20 protein-coding genes and 2 pseudogenes are annotated in these 20802 nt (G+C 69.9%); 4 read left to right on the top strand and 18 right to left on the bottom strand.

Annotated elements, in window-relative coordinates; genetic code table 11:
* Window positions 1-828 (top strand): annotated as a pseudogene (locus WCD84_RS07805) (symmetrical bis(5'-nucleosyl)-tetraphosphatase); the annotation flags it as partial.
* A 56-nt stretch (window positions 829-884) separates the two neighbouring features.
* On the opposite strand, the gene WCD84_RS07800 reads toward WCD84_RS07805, so the two are convergent.
* The 5 genes from WCD84_RS07800 to WCD84_RS07780 are packed head-to-tail and all read right to left on the bottom strand — an operon-like array spanning window position 885 to window position 4376.
* Window positions 885-1403, bottom strand: coding sequence for a dihydrofolate reductase (locus WCD84_RS07800; RefSeq protein WP_343280989.1), 519 nt, complete (start codon window positions 1401-1403; stop codon window positions 885-887).
* A 25-nt stretch (window positions 1404-1428) separates the two neighbouring features.
* Window positions 1429-2223, bottom strand: coding sequence for a thymidylate synthase (locus tag WCD84_RS07795; RefSeq protein WP_343280988.1), 795 nt, complete (start codon window positions 2221-2223; stop codon window positions 1429-1431).
* A gap of 52 nt (window positions 2224-2275) precedes the next feature.
* Window positions 2276-3196 (bottom strand): prolipoprotein diacylglyceryl transferase, encoded by a 921-nt coding sequence (gene lgt, locus WCD84_RS07790; protein ID WP_343255483.1) that lies wholly within the window; start codon window positions 3194-3196, stop codon window positions 2276-2278.
* A 6-nt stretch (window positions 3197-3202) separates the two neighbouring features.
* Window positions 3203-3949, bottom strand: a complete 747-nt coding sequence (locus WCD84_RS07785) for a TerC family protein (protein WP_343255482.1) — start codon at window positions 3947-3949, stop codon at window positions 3203-3205.
* 46 nt (window positions 3950-3995) lie between these two features.
* Window positions 3996-4376 (bottom strand): diacylglycerol kinase, encoded by a 381-nt coding sequence (locus WCD84_RS07780; RefSeq protein WP_343255481.1) that lies wholly within the window; start codon window positions 4374-4376, stop codon window positions 3996-3998.
* A gap of 310 nt (window positions 4377-4686) precedes the next feature.
* Here WCD84_RS07780 and WCD84_RS07775 point away from each other — a divergent pair, with 310 nt between their 5' ends.
* On the top strand, window positions 4687-5166 hold the full coding sequence (locus tag WCD84_RS07775) for a hypothetical protein (protein ID WP_343280987.1): 480 nt from the start codon (window positions 4687-4689) through the stop codon (window positions 5164-5166).
* A gap of 86 nt (window positions 5167-5252) precedes the next feature.
* Here the strand turns inward: WCD84_RS07775 and WCD84_RS07770 are convergent, their stop codons facing one another.
* From WCD84_RS07770 to nudE, 10 genes are all read right to left on the bottom strand, one after another.
* Window positions 5253-5900 carry a LysM peptidoglycan-binding domain-containing protein gene (locus WCD84_RS07770; RefSeq protein WP_343280986.1) on the bottom strand — a complete coding sequence of 216 codons (648 nt, stop codon included), beginning with the start codon at window positions 5898-5900 and terminating at the stop codon, window positions 5253-5255.
* Window positions 5901-6059: 159 nt separating this feature from the next.
* Entirely contained in the window at window positions 6060-7292 is a 1233-nt protein-coding gene (locus WCD84_RS07765; RefSeq protein WP_343255478.1) for an ABC transporter permease, read from the bottom strand.
* Entirely contained in the window at window positions 7289-7993 is a 705-nt protein-coding gene (locus WCD84_RS07760) for an ABC transporter ATP-binding protein (RefSeq protein ID WP_343280985.1), read from the bottom strand. The genes WCD84_RS07765 and WCD84_RS07760 overlap by 4 nt, the downstream gene beginning before the upstream one ends.
* The gene (locus WCD84_RS07755) at window positions 7990-9480 is read right to left on the bottom strand and encodes an efflux RND transporter periplasmic adaptor subunit (RefSeq protein ID WP_343280984.1); all 1491 of its coding nucleotides are present in this window, start codon (window positions 9478-9480) and stop codon (window positions 7990-7992) included. Before WCD84_RS07755 ends, WCD84_RS07760 begins: the two co-directional genes overlap by 4 nt.
* Window positions 9481-9544: 64 nt before the next feature.
* On the bottom strand, window positions 9545-10849 hold the full coding sequence (locus tag WCD84_RS07750; protein WP_343280983.1) for a sensor histidine kinase: 1305 nt from the start codon (window positions 10847-10849) through the stop codon (window positions 9545-9547).
* 18 nt (window positions 10850-10867) lie between these two features.
* Entirely contained in the window at window positions 10868-11581 is a 714-nt protein-coding gene (locus WCD84_RS07745) for a response regulator transcription factor (protein ID WP_343255474.1), read from the bottom strand.
* 89 nt (window positions 11582-11670) lie between these two features.
* Window positions 11671-11973 (bottom strand): DUF962 domain-containing protein, encoded by a 303-nt coding sequence (locus WCD84_RS07740; protein ID WP_343255473.1) that lies wholly within the window; start codon window positions 11971-11973, stop codon window positions 11671-11673.
* Between the two features lie 39 nt (window positions 11974-12012).
* Entirely contained in the window at window positions 12013-12843 is an 831-nt protein-coding gene (gene mazG / locus WCD84_RS07735) for a nucleoside triphosphate pyrophosphohydrolase (protein ID WP_343255472.1), read from the bottom strand.
* 41 nt (window positions 12844-12884) lie between these two features.
* Window positions 12885-13721, bottom strand: coding sequence for a 3'(2'),5'-bisphosphate nucleotidase CysQ (cysQ, locus tag WCD84_RS07730; protein ID WP_343280982.1), 837 nt, complete (start codon window positions 13719-13721; stop codon window positions 12885-12887).
* Complete coding sequence (gene nudE / locus WCD84_RS07725; RefSeq protein ID WP_343280981.1) at window positions 13708-14262, bottom strand: ADP compounds hydrolase NudE; 555 nt, start codon at window positions 14260-14262, stop codon at window positions 13708-13710. The genes cysQ and nudE overlap by 14 nt, the downstream gene beginning before the upstream one ends.
* A gap of 38 nt (window positions 14263-14300) precedes the next feature.
* On the opposite strand from nudE, the gene bioA reads away from it, so the two are divergent.
* Window positions 14301-15707 carry an adenosylmethionine--8-amino-7-oxononanoate transaminase gene (bioA, locus tag WCD84_RS07720; RefSeq protein ID WP_343280980.1) on the top strand — a complete coding sequence of 469 codons (1407 nt, stop codon included), beginning with the start codon at window positions 14301-14303 and terminating at the stop codon, window positions 15705-15707.
* Between the two features lie 85 nt (window positions 15708-15792).
* Window positions 15793-16530: a 16S rRNA (uracil(1498)-N(3))-methyltransferase gene (locus tag WCD84_RS07715; RefSeq protein WP_343280979.1), complete on the top strand. Its 738-nt coding sequence runs from the start codon at window positions 15793-15795 to the stop codon at window positions 16528-16530.
* A 20-nt stretch (window positions 16531-16550) separates the two neighbouring features.
* Here WCD84_RS07715 and WCD84_RS07710 read toward each other — a convergent pair whose 3' ends face one another.
* The 3 genes and pseudogenes from WCD84_RS07710 to WCD84_RS14360 all read right to left on the bottom strand — a co-directional run.
* On the bottom strand, window positions 16551-17039 hold the full coding sequence (locus WCD84_RS07710; protein WP_343280978.1) for a chemotaxis protein CheW: 489 nt from the start codon (window positions 17037-17039) through the stop codon (window positions 16551-16553).
* Window positions 17040-17052: 13 nt separating this feature from the next.
* Complete coding sequence (locus WCD84_RS07705; protein ID WP_343280977.1) at window positions 17053-18510, bottom strand: chemotaxis protein CheB; 1458 nt, start codon at window positions 18508-18510, stop codon at window positions 17053-17055.
* Window positions 18503-20785 (bottom strand): annotated as a pseudogene (locus WCD84_RS14360) (response regulator); the annotation flags it as partial. The pseudogene WCD84_RS14360 and the gene WCD84_RS07705, both read right to left, overlap by 8 nt.
* Window positions 20786-20802: the final 17 nt, after the last annotated feature.

Raw genomic sequence — 20802 nt, 5'->3', positions numbered from 1 at the left:
ATGGCTGTCTGGGCGATCGGCGACCTCCAGGGATGTCTGGGGCCCACGGAAAGGCTGCTCGAACGCATCGCCTTTGATCCGGCGCGTGATCGCCTGTGGTTCTGCGGCGACCTCGTCAACCGCGGCGGCGAATCGCTTGAGACCCTGCGCCTGGTGCATTCGCTGCGCGAAAGCGCGGTCACCGTGCTCGGCAATCACGACCTGTCGCTGCTTGCGATCGCCGAGCGCCGCGAGGCCGACCAGCGCAAGGTCAACCCCGACCTGCAGCGCGTGCTGTTCGCACCCGATCGCGACGAGCTGCTGGACTGGCTGCGCACGCAGCCGCTGGTTCACGCCGACCGTGAACTCGGCTGGATGATGGTCCACGCCGGCCTGGCGCCGAAGTGGACCGCCGACGACGCGCTGGCGATGTCCGCCGAGGTCGAGCAGGTGCTGCAGGGTCGCAACCGCCTGGGCCTGCTGCGCAATATGTACGGCGACCGCCCGGCCTGGTCGTCGGGCCTGCGCGGCACCGACCGCCAGCGCGCGATCATCAACATTTTCACCCGCATGCGCTACTGCAGCCCGCGCGGCCGCATCGCGTTCGAGGAAAAGGGTGCGCCGGGCACGCAGCCGCCGGGGCTCTATCCCTGGTACGCGGTGCCCGGGCGCGTGGAGCGCGGGCTCAAGCTCGCCTGTGGACACTGGTCGTCGCTGGGCCTGTTCATCGGCCACGGCGTGCACGCGATCGACACCGGCGCGGTCTGGGGCGGCACGCTCACCGCGCTGCGCCTGGATTGCGATGAACTGCAGGTGGTCCAGGTCCCGGGCAGGCCCTCGCCCCGGCCCTGACGCGGCACGCGCCGCCAGGCGGCGCACCATGTCCGCCTGCGGCTCACGTCATTTCAGCGGCGCCGGTATTCAACGAACCGGAATGCGAAGGCGTGGCGCGCATCGGCCTGGTGCAACTCGCTCGAAACCACGCGCCAGTCGTCCGCGTCGAATGCCGGGAAAAAGGCGTCGGCGCCTTCGATTTCCGTATCGACGCGGGTCAGTTGCAGCACCGAAGCGTGCGGCAGCGCGAGCGCATAGACCTCGCCGCCGCCGATGACGCACAGCTCGGCGGCGCCGTCGCCGGCAGCCAGTGCGCAGGCCTGCTCCAGCGAGGCCACCGCCTCCATGCCGGCGAAGGGCACGCGGCCGCTGCGCGTCAGCACCAGGTTGCGGCGCCCGGGCAGCGCGCGACCCAGCGACTCGGCCGTCTTCCGGCCCATCAACACCGGCTTGCCGAGGGTCAGCGACTTGAAGTGGCGAAAATCGTCCGGCAGATGCCAGGGCATCGCGTTGTCGCGGCCGATGGCGAGCCGGCGATCGACGGCGGCCACGAGCACGATCGCCGGGATCTCCCCACCCTGCCGTGTCATCACCTCCGCTCCGCTCACGCCCGCCTCAGACCGCCACCGGCGCCTTGATCGCCGGCGCGGGGTCGTAGCCCTCGATGGCGATGTGCTCGTAGCTGAAGTCGAAGACGTCGCGGATGGCCGGGTCCAATACCAGCCGCGGCAAAGCGCGCGGCTCGCGGGCGAGCTGCTCGCGGGCCTGGTCGTAATGGTTCGAATACAGGTGCGCATCGCCCAGCGTGTGCACGAAGTCGCCCACGCCCAGCCCGCAGGCCTGCGCCACCATGTGCGTCAACAACGCATAGCTGGCGATGTTGAAGGGCACGCCGAGGAAGATGTCGCCGCTGCGCTGGTAGAGCTGGCAGCTGAGCTTGCCGTCGACCACGTAGAACTGGAACAGCGCGTGGCAGGGCTGCAGCTTCATCGCCGGCAGGTCGGCCACGTTCCAGGCGCTGACCACCAGGCGGCGGGAGTCGGGGTTGCGGCGGATTTCATCGATCACCCAGCGAATCTGGTCGATCTCGCCGCCGCGCCCGTCGGCCCAGCGGCGCCACTGCTTGCCGTAGACAGGACCAAGCTCGCCGTCGGAATCCGCCCATTCGTCCCAGATCGTGACCTTGTTCTCGCGCAGGTAGGCGACGTTGGTTTCGCCCTTCAGGAACCACAGCAGCTCGTGGATGATCGCGCGCAGGTGGAGCTTCTTGGTGGTGACCAGCGGAAAGCCTTCGTCGAGGTCGAAGCGCATCTGCCAGCCGAACACGCTGCGGGTTCCGGTGCCGGTGCGGTCGGATTTTTCGGTGCCGTGTTCGAGGACGTGGCGCAGGAGGTCGAGGTACTGGCGCATGGCTGTTGCTCCGTGCTGTGTCGGGCGGCGCTGGTCGCAGCCGTAGCTGCTCCTACAGGGGAGCGTCGGGCGGGGCTGCTGCGGGTGCGGGCTGAAGGGTCGGGCTGCGGCGGGACAGCCACAGCCAGTACAGGCCGATCAGGATCAGCGGTGTGCTCAGCACCTGGCCCATCGTCAGCCAGCCGAATGCAAGGTAGCCGATGTGGGCGTCGGGTTCGCGCACGAACTCGACCAGGAAGCGGAAGCTGCCGTAGAGCAGCGCGAACAGGCCCGACACCGCATAGCGCGGCCGCGGCCGGCGCGAGAACCACCACAGCACGGCGAACATCACCACGCCCTCGAGGAAGGCCTGGTAAAGCTGCGACGGGTGGCGCGCGTAAGGCTCCAGCTGGCCCGCCTGGTGCAGCGCCCGCAGCGTGGCATCGTCAAGGAAGGCCAGGTCCGGCGGCAGCGCGTTGCGGAACACCGTGCCCCAGGCAAGATCGGTGGGCTTGCCCCAGAGCTCGCCGCCGATCCAGTTGCCGATGCGTCCGAAGCCCAGGCCCAGCGGCACCAGCGGCGCCACGAAATCCATGCTGTCGAAGAAGTGCAGGCGGCGCGCGCGCGACCACAGCCAGCTTGCCAGCAGCACGCCCAGCAGGCCGCCGTGGAAGCTCATGCCGCCTTCCCACACCCGCAGCAGCATCAGCGGATTGGCGAGGAAGTCGCCGAAGGAATAGAACAGCACGTACCCGATGCGCCCGCCCAGCACCACGCCCAGCATGCCGTAGAACATCAGGTCGCCGAAGCCCGCCTCGTCGACGCCCGGCAGGCGCCCGGCGCGGATCCGCGAGCGCCCCAGCAGCCAGGCGCTGAGGAAGGCCAGCGCATACATCAGCCCGTACCAGTGCACCCCCGGCGCAAAGCTCCTGCCGAACAGTTCGAAAGCCGGCGACTGCAGCGCGACCGGGTCGACCAGGTGCAGGAGGCTCATGCCCGGCTACTCGCGCGCGACGCCGGCCAGCGCCCGGCGCTTGGCCCAGAGGTTCAGCCCCTCGACGAAGGCCGAGAACGCCATCGAACCGTAGATGTAGCCGCGCGGGATGTGCAGGCCGAAGCCCTCGCCAACCAGATAAACGCCGATCAGCACGATGAAGGCCAAGGCCAGCATCTTCACCGTCGGGTTGTTGTCGATGAACTTGCCCATCGGCTGTGCCGCCAGCAGCATCACGCCGACCGCGATCAGGATCGCCGCCACCATCACCGGCACGTAGTCGCCGGCCATGCCGACCGCCGCGATCACCGAGTCGAGCGAGAACACGATGTCGATCACCGCGATCTGCCCGATCACCATGCCGAACGAGGTCGCGGCCTTGCCCGCCGAATCCAGCTCCTCGTGCTCGCCCACGACCAGCGAGCGGATTTCCATCGCGCCCTTGACCACCAGGAACAGGCCACCCAGCACCAGCACCAGGTCGCGCACCGAGATGCCTTGGCCGAACAGCGTGAACAGGTCGTTGGTCAAGCCCGCAAGCCAGGCCAGCGTCAGCAGCAGGCCGAGGCGGGTGATGCAGGCCACCGCAATGCCGAACTTGCGCGCGAACTCACGCCGCTCGGCGGGCAGGCGGCTGACCGCGATCGAGATGAACACCAGGTTGTCGATGCCGAGCACGATCTCGATCGTGGACAGCGTCAGCAGCAGGATCCAGACCTGCGGGTCGGAGAGGAATTCGATTAGTGCTTGCATTGCGTGCTGATCCTTCGGGAATCTCTTGTCGTGCGTCGCACGGGCGTCATGGCAGCCGGGGCCAAAGCAACGCGCCCCATACCAGCAGCACGTTGAGCATCATCAGGAATACCGCAGCCGAGCCCATGTCCTTGGCACGGCCGGCGAGCTCGTGGTGTTCGTCGCCGTAACGGCCGATCACGGCCTCGATCGCGGAATTCAGCAACTCCACCGCCAGTACCAGCACCAGGCAGCCCACCAGCAGCGCGCGCTCCACGCCGTCGTTGCCCAGCCACCAGCCCAGGGGCGCAAGCACGACGAACAGGTAGACCTCGAGCCTGAACGACGACTCGTTCAGCCAGGCCGCGCGAAGGCCCTGCAGCGACCATACGGCCGCCTTGAACATGCGCGCCGGGCCGCGCGGCAGGTGTCCGGTCTCGTCAGCCATCGCGTTGCACGTACTCAGCGGGCGCCGGCGGAGTGCGACTGCGCCACCGACCGGGCGCTCGCACCGCCGGCGGCTTGGGAGCGGCTGCCGCGAAGGCACCGCCGGAATGGGAACTGCATGCGAATTCGCTGCCGAGTCCGACCAGAAGCGGGCAATTTTGCCACAAGCTGCCGCCCGGGGCCCGGATTCACTCCAAACGCAGGTCCCGGCAGGCAGGATGCAGCCATCACGCATCCGAACCCGGGGTCCACGCATGCACCGAGCCGCTGTTATCCTCGGACCGATCGCCGCACTGGCCATGGGAGCCGTCATGAATCCTTCATTTGCACAGGCCGCGCCCCAGGCCATGCAGCCCGGCGACCCCGGTTACGAAGTCATCCTGGACGCCGCCACCGCCCCGCTGCGCGAAGCGCTGGACGGGCGCGTGGAGCTCGAGGTCGAACGCATGGACCGTATCGGCGGCTGGGCCTTCGTCCTCGGCAGCATGCGCGCGCCCGGGGGCGGCCGCCCGGACCTCGCAGGCACGCGTTTCGCCGAGGCGGCGGAACAGGGCGCCATGTCCGATGTCTATGTCGCCCTCCTCAAGCATGAAGGCGCGGCTGATGGCAGCGTCGATGCCGGCGGTTCGAGGACCGCGGATGCTCATGACCCGACCGTCGCCGAAGAGGCCTCAGCGCTTCCCTCGGATGGACACTGGACCCTGCTTGAACACGCGATCGGACCTGGCGACGTCGCCTGGCTCGACTGGCCCCGGCGACACGCCGCGCCGCGGGCGCTGTTCGGCTTCTGACGCGCAACGGCCCCGATCGGGCCGGCCATGCGCATGAACAAAGGCCGGGCAATGCCCGGCCTTTGTCATCCAGCGCGCGCAGTGGTTCAGCGCGGCGGAGTGATGATCTCGTAGTTGCCCGAAGCACCGCCCCAGCTGATTCGCTGCGAGCCGTCGCTGTTGACGTTGTTGGAGCCGATGAACTTCGGCTGCCCGTTCTCCATCCCGGCGAACAGCACCACGTGCGACTGGCCGTTGCGCTGCATCAGCACCACGTCGCCGGGCCGGGCATTGGCCAGCGAGGTGGTCTGCCAGCCATCGGCCTTGAGATTGCCGGCCAGGTTGTCGACCGACGCGCTGGCCTGCGCTGCATCGATCAGCCCGGCCTTCTGCAGGCAGGCGGAAACGAAGTTGGCGCAGTTGACGTTGTTCGGAACCCAGGACTCCATCGGCAGTTCGTCGCTGAATTTGAGATCGCCGGCGTTGCGGCCGATGAACTGCTCCGCGATCGCGGCGGCGTTGTTGCCGCTGACCTTGGTGCCGCCCGAGACGCCTTCAGTCCCGGACACGCCACCCGATCCCTCCGCACCGCCGCCGCGCGAGCCACCACCGATGTTCAGGGTGTCGCCGGCATAGATCACATCGGCGCTCTTGATCTGGGAGTTGGCATCCATCAGCGCGTCGATGCTGGTGCCCAGGCGCTGCGCGATCTGCGAAAGCGTGTCGCCAAAGGCGATGTTGTGGATGGCGGTCATGTCGCGTCTCCGTTCCGCTGTGCGCGGTGCGTGGCAATGGGCGCAGTCTCCACCGCGGCCCGCGGAGCGCCAAGCCGGGGCCTGCCCTTATAGGGTCGACCCGAGGGTCGCATGCCGAAGCCCGGCGGCGGCGCAGCGAACCGCGCCGCCAGCGCCCGCCTACTGGCGCAGGGCTTCGATCGGGTCGAGCTGGGAGGCCTTGCGCGCAGGGTAGTAGCCGAAGAACAGTCCCGTGGCGACGGAGAAGCCGGCGGCCATGGCGACCACCTGGCCGTTGAGCACCACCGGCAGGTCGCCAAAGCGCCCCACCAGCAGCGCTCCGGCAATGCCGATCACGATCCCCAGCGCACCGCCGACCAGCGACAGCAGCATCGCCTCGGCAAGGAACTGCCGGCGCACGTCCGACGGCCCCGCACCCACCGCCATCCGCAGGCCGATCTCGCGGATACGCTCGGTCACCGAGACCAGCATGATGTTCATGATCCCGATGCCGCCCACGATCAGCGAGATCGTCGCAACCGCGCCCAGCAGCAGCGACATCAGGCGCGTGGTCGCCGTGCGGGTGGCCACGATCTCGGAGATGTTGCGCACGGTGAAGTCGTCGTCGGCGCCCGGGCCGATGCGGTGGCGCTGGCGCAGCAGCGATTCCACCTCGCCCTGCACGTAGCCGAGGTCGTCGGCATCGGTCACCGTCAGCGCGACCTGCATCACCGCGCCCGGCGGCAGGCCCATCGAGCCCAGCAAGCGGCGCCGCGCGGTCTGCATCGGCACCATCAGCACGTCGTCCTGGTCCTGGCCCCAGCCGCCCTGGCCCTTGGGCGCAAGCACGCCCACGACCACGAACGGCACCCGCCCCAGGCGCACCGTCTGCCCGATCGCGGGCTCGTCGCCGAACAGTTCGCGGCGCACGGTCTCGCCCACGATCACTTCCTTGGCCGCGCCGCCGTAGTCCTGGGCGTCGAAGGCCTCGCCCTCGACCAGGGTCCAGGCATTGATGTCGAAATAGTCGGGCTGCACGCCCTGCCAGCGGCTGGACCAGTTGTTCTCGGCATACACCACCTGGGTGCTGCCGCTGAGCGAGCCGGACACATATTGCACCTCGGGGATGTCGTTGCGGATCGCCTCGACGTCGCCCTCGGTGAGCGTGTAGTAGCTCGACGCGCTCTGGCGCACGCCGCCGGGGCCGCGCCGCGAACCGGGCGAGATGTCCAGCCGCTGCGACCCGAGGCCGGAGACCATCTTGTCGATCTCCGACTGCGTGCCCTGGCCCACCGAGACCATCACGATCACCGCGGCGATGCCGATGATCACGCCCAGCGAGGTGAGCACGCTGCGCATCCAGTTCCCGCGCAGGGCGTGGATCGCGGTGCGGATGACGTCGCTGAATTTCATGCCGCGGCCTCCGGATGCTCGGGATGCAGCTCGCCGTCGCGCATCACGTAGGTGCGGTCGGCATGGGCCGCGACCTCGGCGTCATGGGTGATCAGGACCACGGTGTGGCCCTCGTCGCGCAGGCGCTTGAACAAGGCCAGGATCTCTTCGCCGGTCTTCGAATCCAGCGCACCGGTGGGCTCGTCGGCCAGCAGCAGCGGCGGCTTGTTGACCAGCGCGCGTGCGATCGCCACGCGCTGCTGCTGGCCGCCGGACAGCTCGTTGGGACGATGCCCCGTCCGTCCGCCCAGCCCCACTGCGTCCAGCACCTCCTCGGCCATGCGCAGCCGCTCGGCCGGCGGCACCCGGGAATAGCTCAGCGGCATGGCCACGTTCTCGAGCGCGGTCATCCGCGGCAGGAGGTGGAAGCCCTGGAAGACGAAGCCGATCTTCTCGCGCCGCAGCGCCGCCAGCTCCTCGGCGTCGAGCGTGGAGACATCCACGCCGTCGCAGAAGTAGCTGCCGGAGCTCGGGGTATCAAGGCCGCCGATCAGGTTCATCAGCGTCGACTTGCCCGAGCCCGACGGCCCCATGATCGCGACGAACGCGCCATGCTCGATGCGCAGGTCGACGTCCTTCAGCGCCACGACCTCGGCTTCGGTGCCGGCGGAGTAGACCTTGCCCAGGGCGCGGGTCTCGATGATCGGCACGGCGATGCTCATCGCGCGGCGCGCTCGCCGGTGATGAGCTGGTCACCGGGCTGCAGCGCCCCGGAGATTTCGGTCGCGGTGCCATCGGTCGCGCCGATCCGGACCATCACCGGCTCCGGGCCGCCGTTGGCCAGCTTGTAGACCGTGGCCCGCGTGGCGCCGACCAGGTTGGCCACGGCTGCGTCCCAACGCTGCGCCTGCGCGGCGTCGAGGCTGTCGCGGAATCCGGCGAAGTCCTCGCGGAAACGCTGCAGCATGCGCTGGCGGATCTGCGAAGCCATCGCGCCCGAAGGCGCGCCGCCGCGCGACTGGCCGAAGCCTCCGCCGCCGCCATTGCCTGCGGCCGGCGCGGCCTGCCGTGCCGTCTGTCGCGCCTGGATCGCCGTGACGGCCTCGTCGAAGGCCGCCTGCTGCTCCCTTGACAGCTCGAGCGCCCCTGCCTCGCGACGGAGGTCGTCGGTGACGCCGCCGCGGGCGCCGCCCTGCGGCATCGCCGGCGCGGCGCCTTCGGCCCCCGTGGGCTTGTAGCGCAGCGCGGCGTTGGACACCTTCAGCACGTCGTCGCGGCGGCTCACCTCGATCTCGGCATTCACCGTCAGCCCCGGCAGCAGCGTGCCGTCACTGTTGTCGACGGTCACCACCACCGGATACGTCACCACGTTGCTGGTATTGGTCGCGCTCAGGCGCACCTGCTCGACCACGCCGCGGAACTGGCGGTCGGCGAAGGCATCGGCGGTGAAGCTCACGCCCTGACCCGCCTGGACCTGGCCGATGTCGGCTTCGTCCACCGCGAGCTCGATCTTCATCTGCGACAGGTCTTCGGCGATGGTGAACAGCTCCGGCGCCTGCAGGCTGGCGGCCACGGTCTGGCCGGCCTCGATGGTGCGGGTCAGCACCACGCCATCGACCGGCGAGCGGATCACCGTGCGCTGGAGGTTGATACGCGTGGTCTGGGTGGACGCGGTCTGCTGGGTGATCTGCGCCTGCGCCGAGGCCACCTGGGCGCGGGCCTGGTCGAGCGCGGCACGCGACAGGTCGATGTCGCTGCGCGCCACCAGCTGGCGCTCGCCCAGCTCCGCCTTGCGCCGGTGGTCGAGCTCGGCGTTGCGCAGGGTCGCCTGCGCCTGGGCGAGGCTGGCGCGGGCGCTGGCGATCTGCGCCGAGCCCTGCTCGATCTGCGCCTGGTAGCTGCTCGGGTCGATGCGTGCGAGCACCTGGCCCTGCTCGACCTTGTCGTTGAAGTCGACGAGCACTTCGGTCACCTGCCCGGAGATCTGGCTGCCCACGACGACCGTCGAGATCGCGCTCAGGGTGCCGGTGGCCGAGATCGCGACGCGGATGTCGCCCTCTTCGACCTCCACGGTGCGCCAGGCCCCGGCGTCGGCGGACGCGCTGCGCTGGCTGAAATACCAGGCGCCCGCAGCAAGCGCGAGAATGGCGATGACGATGGAGACAAGGGTCTTTCGGGGGCGCCTGGCGGGCTTGGGTCGATGGCTCATTTCGCTGCGTGATCCGGCTGGGGTCGTGGAGGCTAACGCACCAGTATCGCCGGCGTTGACCTGATCAGTCCTCGCCTGCCGCCGGAAAGCGGAGAATGACGTTGGTGCCCTGGCCGAGCGCGCTCTCGATATGCAACGACCAGCCGTAGCGCGCCGCCAGGCGCCGCACGATGGCCAGGCCAAGGCCCCGTCCGCCGACATACTGGTCGGCGCGGTAGAAGGGCTCGAATACGCGCTCAAGCACGTCGCGCGCCATGCCGACCCCGGTATCGCGGACTTCGATGCGGTCGTGCTCCACGCAGACCTCGATGCTGCCCGTCGGGGTGAAGGTGCAGGCATTGCGCACCAGCTGCTCGAGGATCACCGCCATCGCGCGCCGCGAGCCGCGCAGCGTGGGCGCGGCGTGCTCGACCAGCGAAACGCCGACGGCCTGCTCTTCGATGAGTTCGCCGATCAGCGCCTGGCCCGCCGCGACCGCTTCGGCGGCCACGTCCAGCGCATCGAACTCCTCGGCGTTCAGCGGCAGGTCCTCACGGGCCAGGATCAACAGCGCGTCCACCACCGCTTCCATGTCGCGCGCAGCCACCTGCACGCGGTCCAGCGAACGATGCATCCGCGGCGGCAGCTCGGGGTCGCGGCGCAGCATGTCCACGGCGACGCGCACCACGGTCAGCGGCGTGCGCAGCTCGTGGCTGGCTTCGCGGGTGAAGTCGCGCTCGCGACGGGTGAAGGCCTGGGTGCGTTCGGCCAGGCCGCGCAGCGCGCCCTCCAGCATGCGCACTTCACGCCCGACCTCTCCCGGCAGGCGGGCGGGATCGATGGCGTCGAGTTCGACGCCCAGCGGATCCCAGTTCGCCACCTCCGCCGCCATCGCGGTCACCGGCAGCACCATCCTGCGTGCGATCCGGTAGCTGAGCCAGCTCACCGTCGCGATCGCGAGCGTGGTCAGGATCGACGCGATCAGCAAGGACCAGCGGCCGACATTGTCGACCAGCCGGAATGCGATCTGCAGGTACAGGCGACCGCCCGGTCCGTCCTCGACCAGCAGCCGCTGCGACGTGCCATGGACCTTCAGCCGGTGCAGGCCGGGGCCCGCCGCGATGTATTCGGCGGGTACGCCCGCGGCCACCGGATCGGTGCCGGTCTGCACGAAGTAGCCGTTCACCGACGACGTCCACGGCGGCGGGTAGGCGGGATCCTCCGCCACCTCGCCCCAGAACCGGGACGCTTCCGCCTTGACCCACTGCGTCGCCAGCACGCCGCGCGCGAACACGGTCGACGCGTACAGCGAGGCCACTACCGCGATGATCGCCAGCAGCGCCTGCAGCACGAACACCCGGCGCAGCTTGCGCGGCAGCCCTTGTGGCATCGACGTTCTCCGCTGCCGTCAGGCGGGCGGCTGCTCGATGTCCGCGATCCGATAGCCGGCGCTTTGCACGGTGTGCAGCAGGGGCTTGTCGAAGGGCTTGTCGATGGTCTTGCGCAGGTTGTACAGATGGCTGCGCAGGGTGTCCGAGTCCGGCAGGCTGTTGCCCCAGATCTCGCGCTCGATCTCCTGCCGGTTGACCACCCGCGGCGACTCGCGCATCAGGATGGTCAGGAGCTTGAGGCCGATCGGCGAAAGCTGCAGCTCGGTGCCGGAACGGGTCGCGCGCAGGCTGGCCGGATCAAGCACCAGGTCGGCAACCTTAAGCACTTCCGAGCCCACCTGGCGGCGCTCGCGGCGGATCAGTGCGCGCAGGCGCGCTTCAAGCTCCTCCACGGCGAAGGGCTTGACCAGGTAGTCGTCGGCACCCGCGCCGAGGCCGGCCAGCTTTTCGTCCAGGGTGTCCCGCGCGGTCAGCATCAGCACCGGGGTCGACTTGCGGGCTTCCTCGCGCAGGCGCTTGCAGACCTCGACGCCATCCAGGCGCGGCAACATCAGGTCGAGCACCACCACGTCGTAATTGTTCTCGCTGGCCAGGCGGTATCCGTCGAGGCCGTCGGCGGCGTAATCCACCTCGAATCCCCGGCTCTCCAGATATTCACCCACCATCTCCGAAATATTGCGGTTGTCCTCGACGATCAACACCAGGCCACCCGGTTCCTGCGATCCGCGCATGTGTATGTCCTCCAAACGGACGTCTTCAGCTTTGTGAAAGCCTGCCGGGAAACAGGTCGAGGCGATGTGAAGACCAGCCCAGGCTCGGGCTACAGCGGGATCCGGCCGGTCAGGATGTCCCTGAACATCACCCAGTCACCCGCGAAGGAGTAAAGCGGGTGGCGAAAGGTCGCCGGGCGGTTGTGCTCGAAGAAGAAGTGGCCCACCCAGGCAAAGGCGTAACCGCAGCCCAGGGCTGCCAGCAGCCAGCGGGGATCGGCGGCGATGACGGCCGCGGCGACGAAGCCCAGCGCACCGCAGCTGCCAAGGAAGTGGAGGCGTCGCGACGTGCGGTTGCGGTGCTCGTCGAGGTAGAACGGATAGAACTCGCGGAAGCTGGCGAAGCGGGCCATGTCGTGGCTCCTGTCCTGCCGGTTGCCGGCCATCATGCCTCAGCCACCGGAGGACCGCTCGGCGGCCTTGGCGCGGTTCCAGTACGCGTCCTGCGCGTCCAGCGGCAGGTCCGCCATGCGCGTGCCGTCGGCGGCGGCGAAGGCTTCCATGGCGCGGAAGCGGCGTTCGAACTTGTGGTTGGCGCGGCGCAGCGCGGTGCCGACATCCACCCTGGCGTGGCGCGCGAGGTTGGCCGCCACGAACAGCAGGTCGCCGAGCTCGGCTTCCAGGCGCTCCTGCGCAGCGGCATCGCGGGGCGCGGCGGCGACCGCTTCGAATTCCGCGCGGACTTCGTCCAGCTCTTCCTCCAGCTTCGCCATCACCGGCGCCGGGCCGGGCCAGTCGAAGCCGGTGCGCGCGGCGCGATCCTGCAGCTTCACCGCGCGCTGCCATTCCGGCAGGCCGCGGGTGATGCCCGCGAGCGCCGAGGCGTCGGCCGCGCCCGCGGCGGCGCGCTCGGCGCGCTTGATCGCTTCCCAGCTTGCAAGCGCGGCATCGGCATCGGCATCCGCCGCATCGGCATCGCCGAACACATGCGGATGGCGGCGCTCCATCTTGTCGGAGATCGCCCGTGCGACGTCTTCAAAGCCGAAGTGGCCGGCCTCGCTGGCCATCTGCGCGTGGAACACCACCTGCAGCAGCAGGTCGCCCAGCTCCTCGCGCAGGCCATCCATGTCGCCACGGTCGATCGCATCGGCGACCTCGTAGGCCTCCTCGACCGTATACGGCGCAATCGTCGAAAAATCCTGCGCCAGGTCCCAGGGGCAGCCGCCGTCGGGATCGCGCAGCTTCGCCATGATTTCCAACAGTCGCTGGAGCTGGTCTGACATTGTGGAACTCCTGGAAAGCTCTGCAGCGGATTTGCGCGGCGTCAGCCGCGAAAATCCATGGCAAAAGGCTCTTGAACCCACTCCCGCCACGGCAACCCGGGATCGCCGAGCGCCACGAAGTCGCCGTTGAGCACGGTGTCGCGCTGGTTGTAGCGGAAGGGGCGGCCGCGCAGGTCAAGCACGCAGCCGCCCGCGGCCTCGAGGATGGCCTGGCCGGCGGCGGTGTCCCACTCGCTGGTCGGGCCCAGGCGCGGGTAGGCGTCCATGCCGCCCTCGGCGAGCAGGCAGAACTTGAGCGATGAGCCCAGGCCGATCGATTCGTGCCTGCCGATGCGACCGAGCATGGCCGCGGTGCGGGCGTCCAGGTGCGAACGGCTGGCGGCCACGCGCAGCGGCGCAGTAGCCGGGCGGCGGGTGGCGATGGCACGTTCCACGCCACCGTCGCGACGGCAGGCACCCTGCCCCGGCGCGCCGTGCCAGACCGCGCCCGTGACCGGCGCCTGGATCACCCCGAACACCGGCACGCCGTCATCGACCAGGGCGATGTTGACGGTGAACTCGCCGTTGCCCTTGAGGAACTCGCGGGTGCCATCGAGTGGATCGACCAGCCAGAAGCGCGACCAGCTGCGACGCAGCTGCAGCGGCACCGTATGCGCCGACTCCTCGGACAGCACCGGGATGTCCGGCGTCAGCCGCGACAGCCCGTCCAGGATGCAGCGGTGCGCGGCCAGGTCGGCCGCGGTCACCGGGCTGTCGTCGGCCTTGGCGCGCACCGCGACGTCGCCGCCGTACACGGCCATGATCGCCGCCCCCGCCTCGCGGGCGATCGCGATCACGCCTTCGCGCAGGGCATCGCGCACGCCCTCAGCCGCCGACATGGTGCCGCAGCCAGTCGCGGGCGATGAACAGCGCCGCAATCGAACGGCCTTCCGAAAAATCCTCGCGCAGGATCAGCTCGTGCAGGCGCTCCAGCTTCCACGGCACCACCTCGAGTTCTTCGGGCTCGTCGCCGGGCAGGCGCTCGGGGTAAAGATCGCGCGCAACCACCAGGTGCGTGGCGTGGCTCATGTACGTCGGCGCCAGGGTCAGGCTGCGCAGCACGTCGATGCGGCGGGCGCCGTAGCCGGCCTCTTCCTTCAGCTCGCGGTCGGCGGCCTCGGCGGGCGTTTCACCGGCATCGATGCGGCCCTTCACCAGGCCCAGCTCGTAGCGGTGCACGCCGGCGGCGTACTCGCGCACCAGCAGCACGGTGTCGTCGTCGAACAGCGGCACCACGACCACCGCGCCGTGGCCGCGGCCGTGCAGGCGCTCGTAGCGCCGGCGCTCGCCGTTGGAGAACTCCAGGTCCATCCGCTCCAGCCGGTACGGACCGGCATCGGACTCGGTGATGTCGTGGATGATCGGCAGCCGGCGGGTCATCGGCGCCCTCGTGCGGGCCGAGGGGCGATAATGCAGCGATGTCCGACAAGTCTTTGCACGATCCCGCCATTCTAGCCGAGGGCGACCACTGGCGATCCCGCGACCTCGCCGTCGTCTGGCACCCCTGCACGCAGATGCGGGAACACCCCGACACGATGCCCCTGCTGAGCGTCGCCCGCGGCGACGGCGCCTGGCTGGTCGGCCATGACGGCCGCCGCACGCTGGACGCAGTCAGCAGCTGGTGGACCAACATCCACGGCCATGCCGAGCCGCGCATCGCCGAGGCCATCGCGCGCCAGGCGCGCAGGCTGGAGCACGTGATCCTTGCCGGCGCCACCCACGAAGGCGCGGTCGAACTCGCCGAGCGCCTGCTCGCGATCGCCCCGCGCCAGCCCGGCCGCGACCCGCTGGCCAGGGTGTTCTACGCCGACAACGGCTCGGCCGGGGTCGAGGTGGCGCTGAAGATGGCCTTCCAGTGGTACCGCAACCGCGGCGACGAACCCCGGCGCACGAAGTTCGTGGCGCTGGCCAACGGCTACCACGGCGAGACCATCGGCGCGCTCTCGGTCGGCGACATCCCGCTGTACCGCCGGGTCTACGCGCCGCTGCTGGTCGAAGCGATGTTCACCCCCTCGCCCGACGCCTGGAACGCGCGCCCCGGCCAGTCGGACGAGGACTGCGCCGAAGAGGCCGCCGACGCCCTGGCGCGCCTTCTCGACGAGCATCCCGGCGAGGTCTGCGCCCTGATCCTGGAACCGCGGCTGCAGTGCGCCGGCGGCATGCGCATGCACCACCCGGTGTACCTGAAGCGCGCGCGCGAGCTCTGCGACGTGCACGGCGTGTTCCTGATCGCCGACGAGATCGCCACCGGCTTCGGTCGTACCGGCACCATGTTCGCCTTCGAGCAGGCCGGCGTGATGCCGGACCTGATGTGCGTCTCCAAGGGGCTCACCGGCGGCTTCCTGCCGCTGGCCGCGGTGCTGGCCACGCAGTCGATCTACGACGGCTTCCTCGACGATTCGCGCGAGCGCGCCTTCCTGCATTCGCACAGCTACACCGGCAACCCGCTGGCCTGCGCCGCGGCCCTGGCGACGCTCGATATCTTCGAATCCGACGACGTCATCGCCCGCAACCGCGTGACTGCGGCGAAGATGGCCGACGCCGCCGCATCGATGGCCGCGCTGCCGCACGTGGCCCAGGTCCGTCAGGCGGGGATGGTGGTCGCCTTCGAGCTGACCCGCGATGGCGAGCGCACGACGCCGTTCGATCCCGCCGCGCGGATCGGCCTGCACGCCTATCGCGCAGCGCTCGAGCGCGGCGTCATGCTGCGCCCGCTGGGCGACATCCTCTACTGGATGCCGCCGTACTGCATCGACGATGCCCAGCTTGCGCTGTTGGCGGAGACCACCGAGGCTGTGATCATCGAGGCGACGCGGAGCGCATAGCCGTCTATTCGCGGACAGCGCGGATCGGGCGGACGTTTTTTCAGCAGTTGTTGCAACACCAGGCCCCTTGCAATAGAGGATCCCGATGCGCCAGAACCGCGAATATGTGGACGGAACCCTGGCGGTCGGCGCCAGGCTTGCGCTGCCGGAAGCCGCGGCGGCGCATCTGCTCAGGGTGCTGCGCCTCGGCGTCGGCGACGAGTGCGTGCTGTTCAACGGCGACGGCTTCGACTACGACTGCCGCATCACCGCCGCCGGCAAGCGCGGCGGAGAGGTGGAGGTGCTGTCGAAGCGGATCGTGGACAAGGAGTCGCCACTGCGGATCACGCTGCTGCAGGGCGTGGCGCGCGGCGAGAAAATGGATTGGATCCTGCAGAAGGCGACCGAGCTCGGCGTCGCCGCCTTCGTTCCGGTCAACAGCGATCGCACCGAGGTGCGGCTGGACGATGCGCGCGTGGCGAAGCGCCTGGCCCACTGGCGCGCTGTGGTTGCCGCGGCCTGCGGCCAGAGCGGGCGCGCGTCTGTTCCAGCGGTGGAACCGCCGCTGATGCTGGCACGGGCGCTCGACACACTGCCGGGCGAGGCGCTCAGGCTCACGCTGGATCCCGTGGCCGCGGACTCGGTGCGCGGCCTCGCCGCTCCCGGCACGGCGTCCGTGGTGGTTGCCATCGGGCCCGAGGGCGGTTGGTCACCGCGTGACCGAGCCATTCTGGCCGCGGCCGGATTCCAGGGACTGCGCCTGGGACCCAGGATCCTGCGCACCGAAACCGCGGGCATCGCCGCGATCAGCGCCCTGCAGGCGGCATTTGGCGACCTTTGCTGAGGCCTGGGCCCCGCCGGGGCTCAGGCCGCCAGCGCCTCGCGGATGGCACCTTCGATGGCATCGACGTCGGGCAGCAGGGTCGGCTCGTCGTTGAGCAGAACGCGCATCAGGACGCCCAGCGGCAGCTGCGGTGCGTCGCCGTCGGCGTCGCCCTCCCCGGCGTCAGCCACCAGCGCATCGCGCGACACCGTCACCAGGCGCGGGAAGCCCTTGGTCAGCAGGGCCACGTAAGGCAGGTGGCTGTCGCCGCCAAGCGCCTTCAGCACGACGACCTTGCTGCCCAGGCCGCCGGCATCATCGGCGATCCCGGCCAGGCGCGAAAACGAGGCCAGCGGCAGCTGCCAGCCGCGCCAGCGGATGCGGCCCAGCAGCCAATCCGGCGCGTCGGCCAACGGTTCCGGCGGGGCGTAGGACAGCACCTCGGCGATCATGGCGTTGGGCATCAGCAGGCGCGCGCCCTCCACCTGCATCAGCACGCCGCGGATGTCCTGGATGGCGGGAGAAGTCATGGGTCGATCCTCATCATGGCCAACGATCAAGCAGGAGCTGCGCGAGCTCGCCGGGTTCGGCGGCCTGCGCGCCACGGGCGACCAGGGTTTCGACCGCGGTGCCGTCGTAGCAGCTGGCTGGCGCCTGTGCGAGCACCATGGCGCCCTCGCCGGCCAGGGCCATCGCTGCATCGACGCGGTCCACGCTGGCACCGCTGAGGAAGACGAGCGCGCTGTCGCCAGCCGCGAGCGAAGCGTAGTGGTCCAGCGCGCCGCCTTCGGCGATCGCGAAAACCAGGCGCGCACGATCGCTGGCAACGGCCATGTCCGGCGCCAGGAAGTACACCGTGCCGGGCTCGGCCGGGCCACCGGCTTCGGCAAGCGCGACCGGGAGCGCGGTGGCGCGCTGCATCTGCTGCACCAGGCGCTCGTAGCGGCCTCCGTCGAGCTGCAGCCGGATCAGCACCGTGCGCGGGAAGTCCTTGCCCAGACCACCCAGCAGCTGGCGAACGGCGTCGGGGCCGCCGAGGCCGGCTTCGACCATGACCGCGCCGCGCAGCACACCGTGCCCGTAGCTCTCCGGGTCGGCGAGCGACAGGCCGTCGAGGCGCAGGGAAAGCGCGTCGATGTCGACGGCGTCGCCGCCACGTTCGCGCGTCGCGATCGGCGCATCGTCCTCGGCCAGCGACAGGCCGTCGCCGAGCGTGAGCGGGTCGACCGCCGGCTCGCCCTCTTCGCGCGTCGCGATCGGCGCGTCGTCGTCGGCCAGCGAGAGGCCGTCGCCGAGCGTGAGCGGATCAACCGCAACGGGGTCGACGCCGGCTTCGGGATCCGCAGCGGTCGCGGCCGTACCGGCCAGCAGCCGGGCCAGGTCGGGATCGTCGGCCAAGGATACATCGTACCCGTCGGAGGACGAGGACCAGTCCATGTCTTCGGCGGATACCAGGCCGGCAACGTTCGACTCGCCCGCATCGGCTTCCGGCTGGGGCGCTTCAAAACCCTCGGCACGCGGCACGTCCGCGGCGAGGTCCAGGGCGGTGTCGGCGAGGGCGTCGATGTCCACGCTGGCGGGATCGAAGGCCTGTTCCGGAAGCCGGCCCGGCGCGGGATGCACGGCGTCGTCGGATCCCGCACCCGGAGGCAGGACGTCTTCGTGCCCGTTGAGCTTGGCGGCGAGGTGCCGCACCCAGCGCGCGGCATCCCAGCCGTCGCGCTGCGCGGCCACTTCGGCCTCGTCGAACATCACCAGTACGGCGGGATCCGACAGCAGCGCGTCGAAGTGCTCGAGCGAATCCTCGATCGCGGGTTCCAGGGCCACGAGTACGGCCGCCGGTGCCAGGGCGAGGGTCGCGGCGTGGTCGCCATCGGTCGGATCCACGACCGCGACCAGCGCCGCGCCGGCTTCGCCGATCGCGGCCTCCAGGCGCTGCCGGGCTTCGCCGGGGCGCGCGAGCAGCAGTACCCGCACGGGGGTCGTGCCCTGCTCAGCCATCGCGCTGCAGCTTCAGCAGGTCATGGACATTGCGCAGCAATTCGTTCTCCTGGTACGGCTTGCCGAGGTAGCGTTCGACGCCAAGCTCGAATGCGCGCTGGCGATGCTTCTCGCCGGTCCGCGAGGTGATCATGATGATCGGCACGTTGCGCAGCCTCGGGTCGGCCTTCATCGCCGTCGCAAGCTCGTAGCCGTCCATGCGCGGCATCTCGATATCGAGCAGCATCAGGTCGGGCACGCGCTCGACCATCCGCTCGAGCGCATCGATGCCGTCCCTCGCCGTCGCGACTTCGTAGTTGTTGCGCTCGAGCACGCGGCCGGTGACCTTGCGCATCGTGATCGAGTCGTCGACCACCATGACCAGGGGCACGCGGCGCTGCTCGCTCGCAGCCACCGGCGCGACGTCGCGAGGCTGCGCCACCTGCTGTCGACGCACCAGCGGCGCGATGTCGAGGATCACCACCACGCTGCCGTCGCCCATGATCGTGGCGCCGAAGATGCCCGGCACCGACGCCACCTGCGGGCCAACCGGCTTCACCACGATCTCGCGGTTGCCGAGGATCTGGTCGATGGCCACCGCCACGCGCAGCTCACCGGAGCGGATCAGCAGCAGCGGCATCTGCAGCTGGCCTTCGGCGCGCGCCGCGGCGTGGCCGACCAGGCCGCCGAGATCGTGCACCGTGTAGTCCTCGCCGCCGTAGGCATAGCTCGCCCCCGGCTGCTCGAACTCGTCGCGCGAAATACGGCCGACGCCGCGGACGGAGGCGATGGGCACGGCGAAGCTGGTCTCGCCGATCTTCACGAACACCGCCTGGGTCACCGCCAGCGTCTGCGGCAGGCGCATCGTGAACGTGGTGCCCTTGCCGGGCACGCTGGCGATGTCGAGGGCGCCGCCGAGCTGGCGGACCTCGCTCGCGACCACGTCCATGCCGACGCCGCGACCCGACAGGCGACTGACCTCGTCGACGGTGGAGAAGCCGGGTTCGAAGATCAGCGCATCGAGGTCGCCATCGGCCAGGGCGACGTCGTCGCGGACCAGTCCGCGCTCGATGCCGCGGCGGCGGATCGCGGCGCGGTCGAGGCCCGCGCCGTCGTCGGCGACGACCAGTACGACTTCAGAGCCCTCGCGGCGCACCGAAATGCGCACCGAGCCCTCGTCGGGCTTGCCGTCGTCACGACGCTTGCGCGGCTTCTCGAGACCGTGTGCAACGGCGTTGCGCAGCATGTGTTCCAGCGGCGCGGTCATGCGCTCGAGGACGTTGCGATCGAGTTCGCCCTGGGCACCGTCCAGCTTGAGCTGGGCATGCTTCCCGGTCTCGGTCGCGGCCTGGCGGACGACGCGGCGCAGGCGCGGCACCAGCGAATCGAAGGGCACCATGCGCGTGCGCATGAGGCCTTCCTGCAGGTCGGAGCTGACGCGCGACTGCTGCAGCAGCAGGGTTTCGTACTGGCGCGTCAGGTCGTCGAGCGTGCCCTGCAGGCTCGACAGGTCGGCCGCGGACTCGCCCAGCGCACGCGACAGCTGCTGCAGGGTGGAGAAGCGATCGAGCTCCAGCGGGTCGAAGGTCGGATCCGCCGAATCCTGCTCGCGCTGGTAGCGGGCGATGATCTGCGCTTCGGTCTCGATGTCGAGGCGGCGGAGCTGGTCGCGCAGACGCATGTTCGTCTGCTCCATCTCGCCCATCGCACCGCGGAAGGCACCCAGCTGCTGTTCGAGGCGGGCGCGATAGATCGCCACCTCGCCGGCGTAGTTTACCAGGCGATCAAGCAGGTCGGCGCGGATGCGCACCTGCTCCTGCGGAGCGCGGACGGTGATGTCTTCGTCGTCGGCGTGGAGCGTGTCCACGACCGGCGCGGTGAGCGGCGGCAGCACGACGACCGGCGCGGCGGCGCGTTCGCCAGGCAACGCACCCACCAGGTCCTCGCCGCGGGCGCGGGCGTCGAACGCGTCGATCAGGCCCTGCGAAGGACTGATCGCGAGCCGCTCGCCAACGCGGGTGACCATGGCATGCAGGCGGTCGAAGCCGCGCTCGAGCAGCGGCACGTCGCCGCGTGCAAGGTCGAAGCGCTGCTCCGACACCGCCTCCAGCAGCGACTCCATCGAGTGGCCGAGCTCGCCGATCGCGAACACGCCGGCCATCCGCGCACCGCCCTTGAGCGTGTGCAGGTCGCGCTGCAGGCCGACCAGCGATTCACGATCGTCGGCGGATTCGCGCAGTCGTGCCAGCAGGCCGTCGGAGTGGTCGAGAAGGTCGCGGCCCTCTTCGACAAAGATGTCGACCAGCTCGGAAT

The sequence above is a fragment of the Luteimonas changyuni genome (assembly GCF_039548395.1).
GTDB lineage: Bacteria > Pseudomonadota > Gammaproteobacteria > Xanthomonadales > Xanthomonadaceae > Luteimonas.
This window is presented reverse-complemented; position numbering and strand designations above follow the sequence as displayed.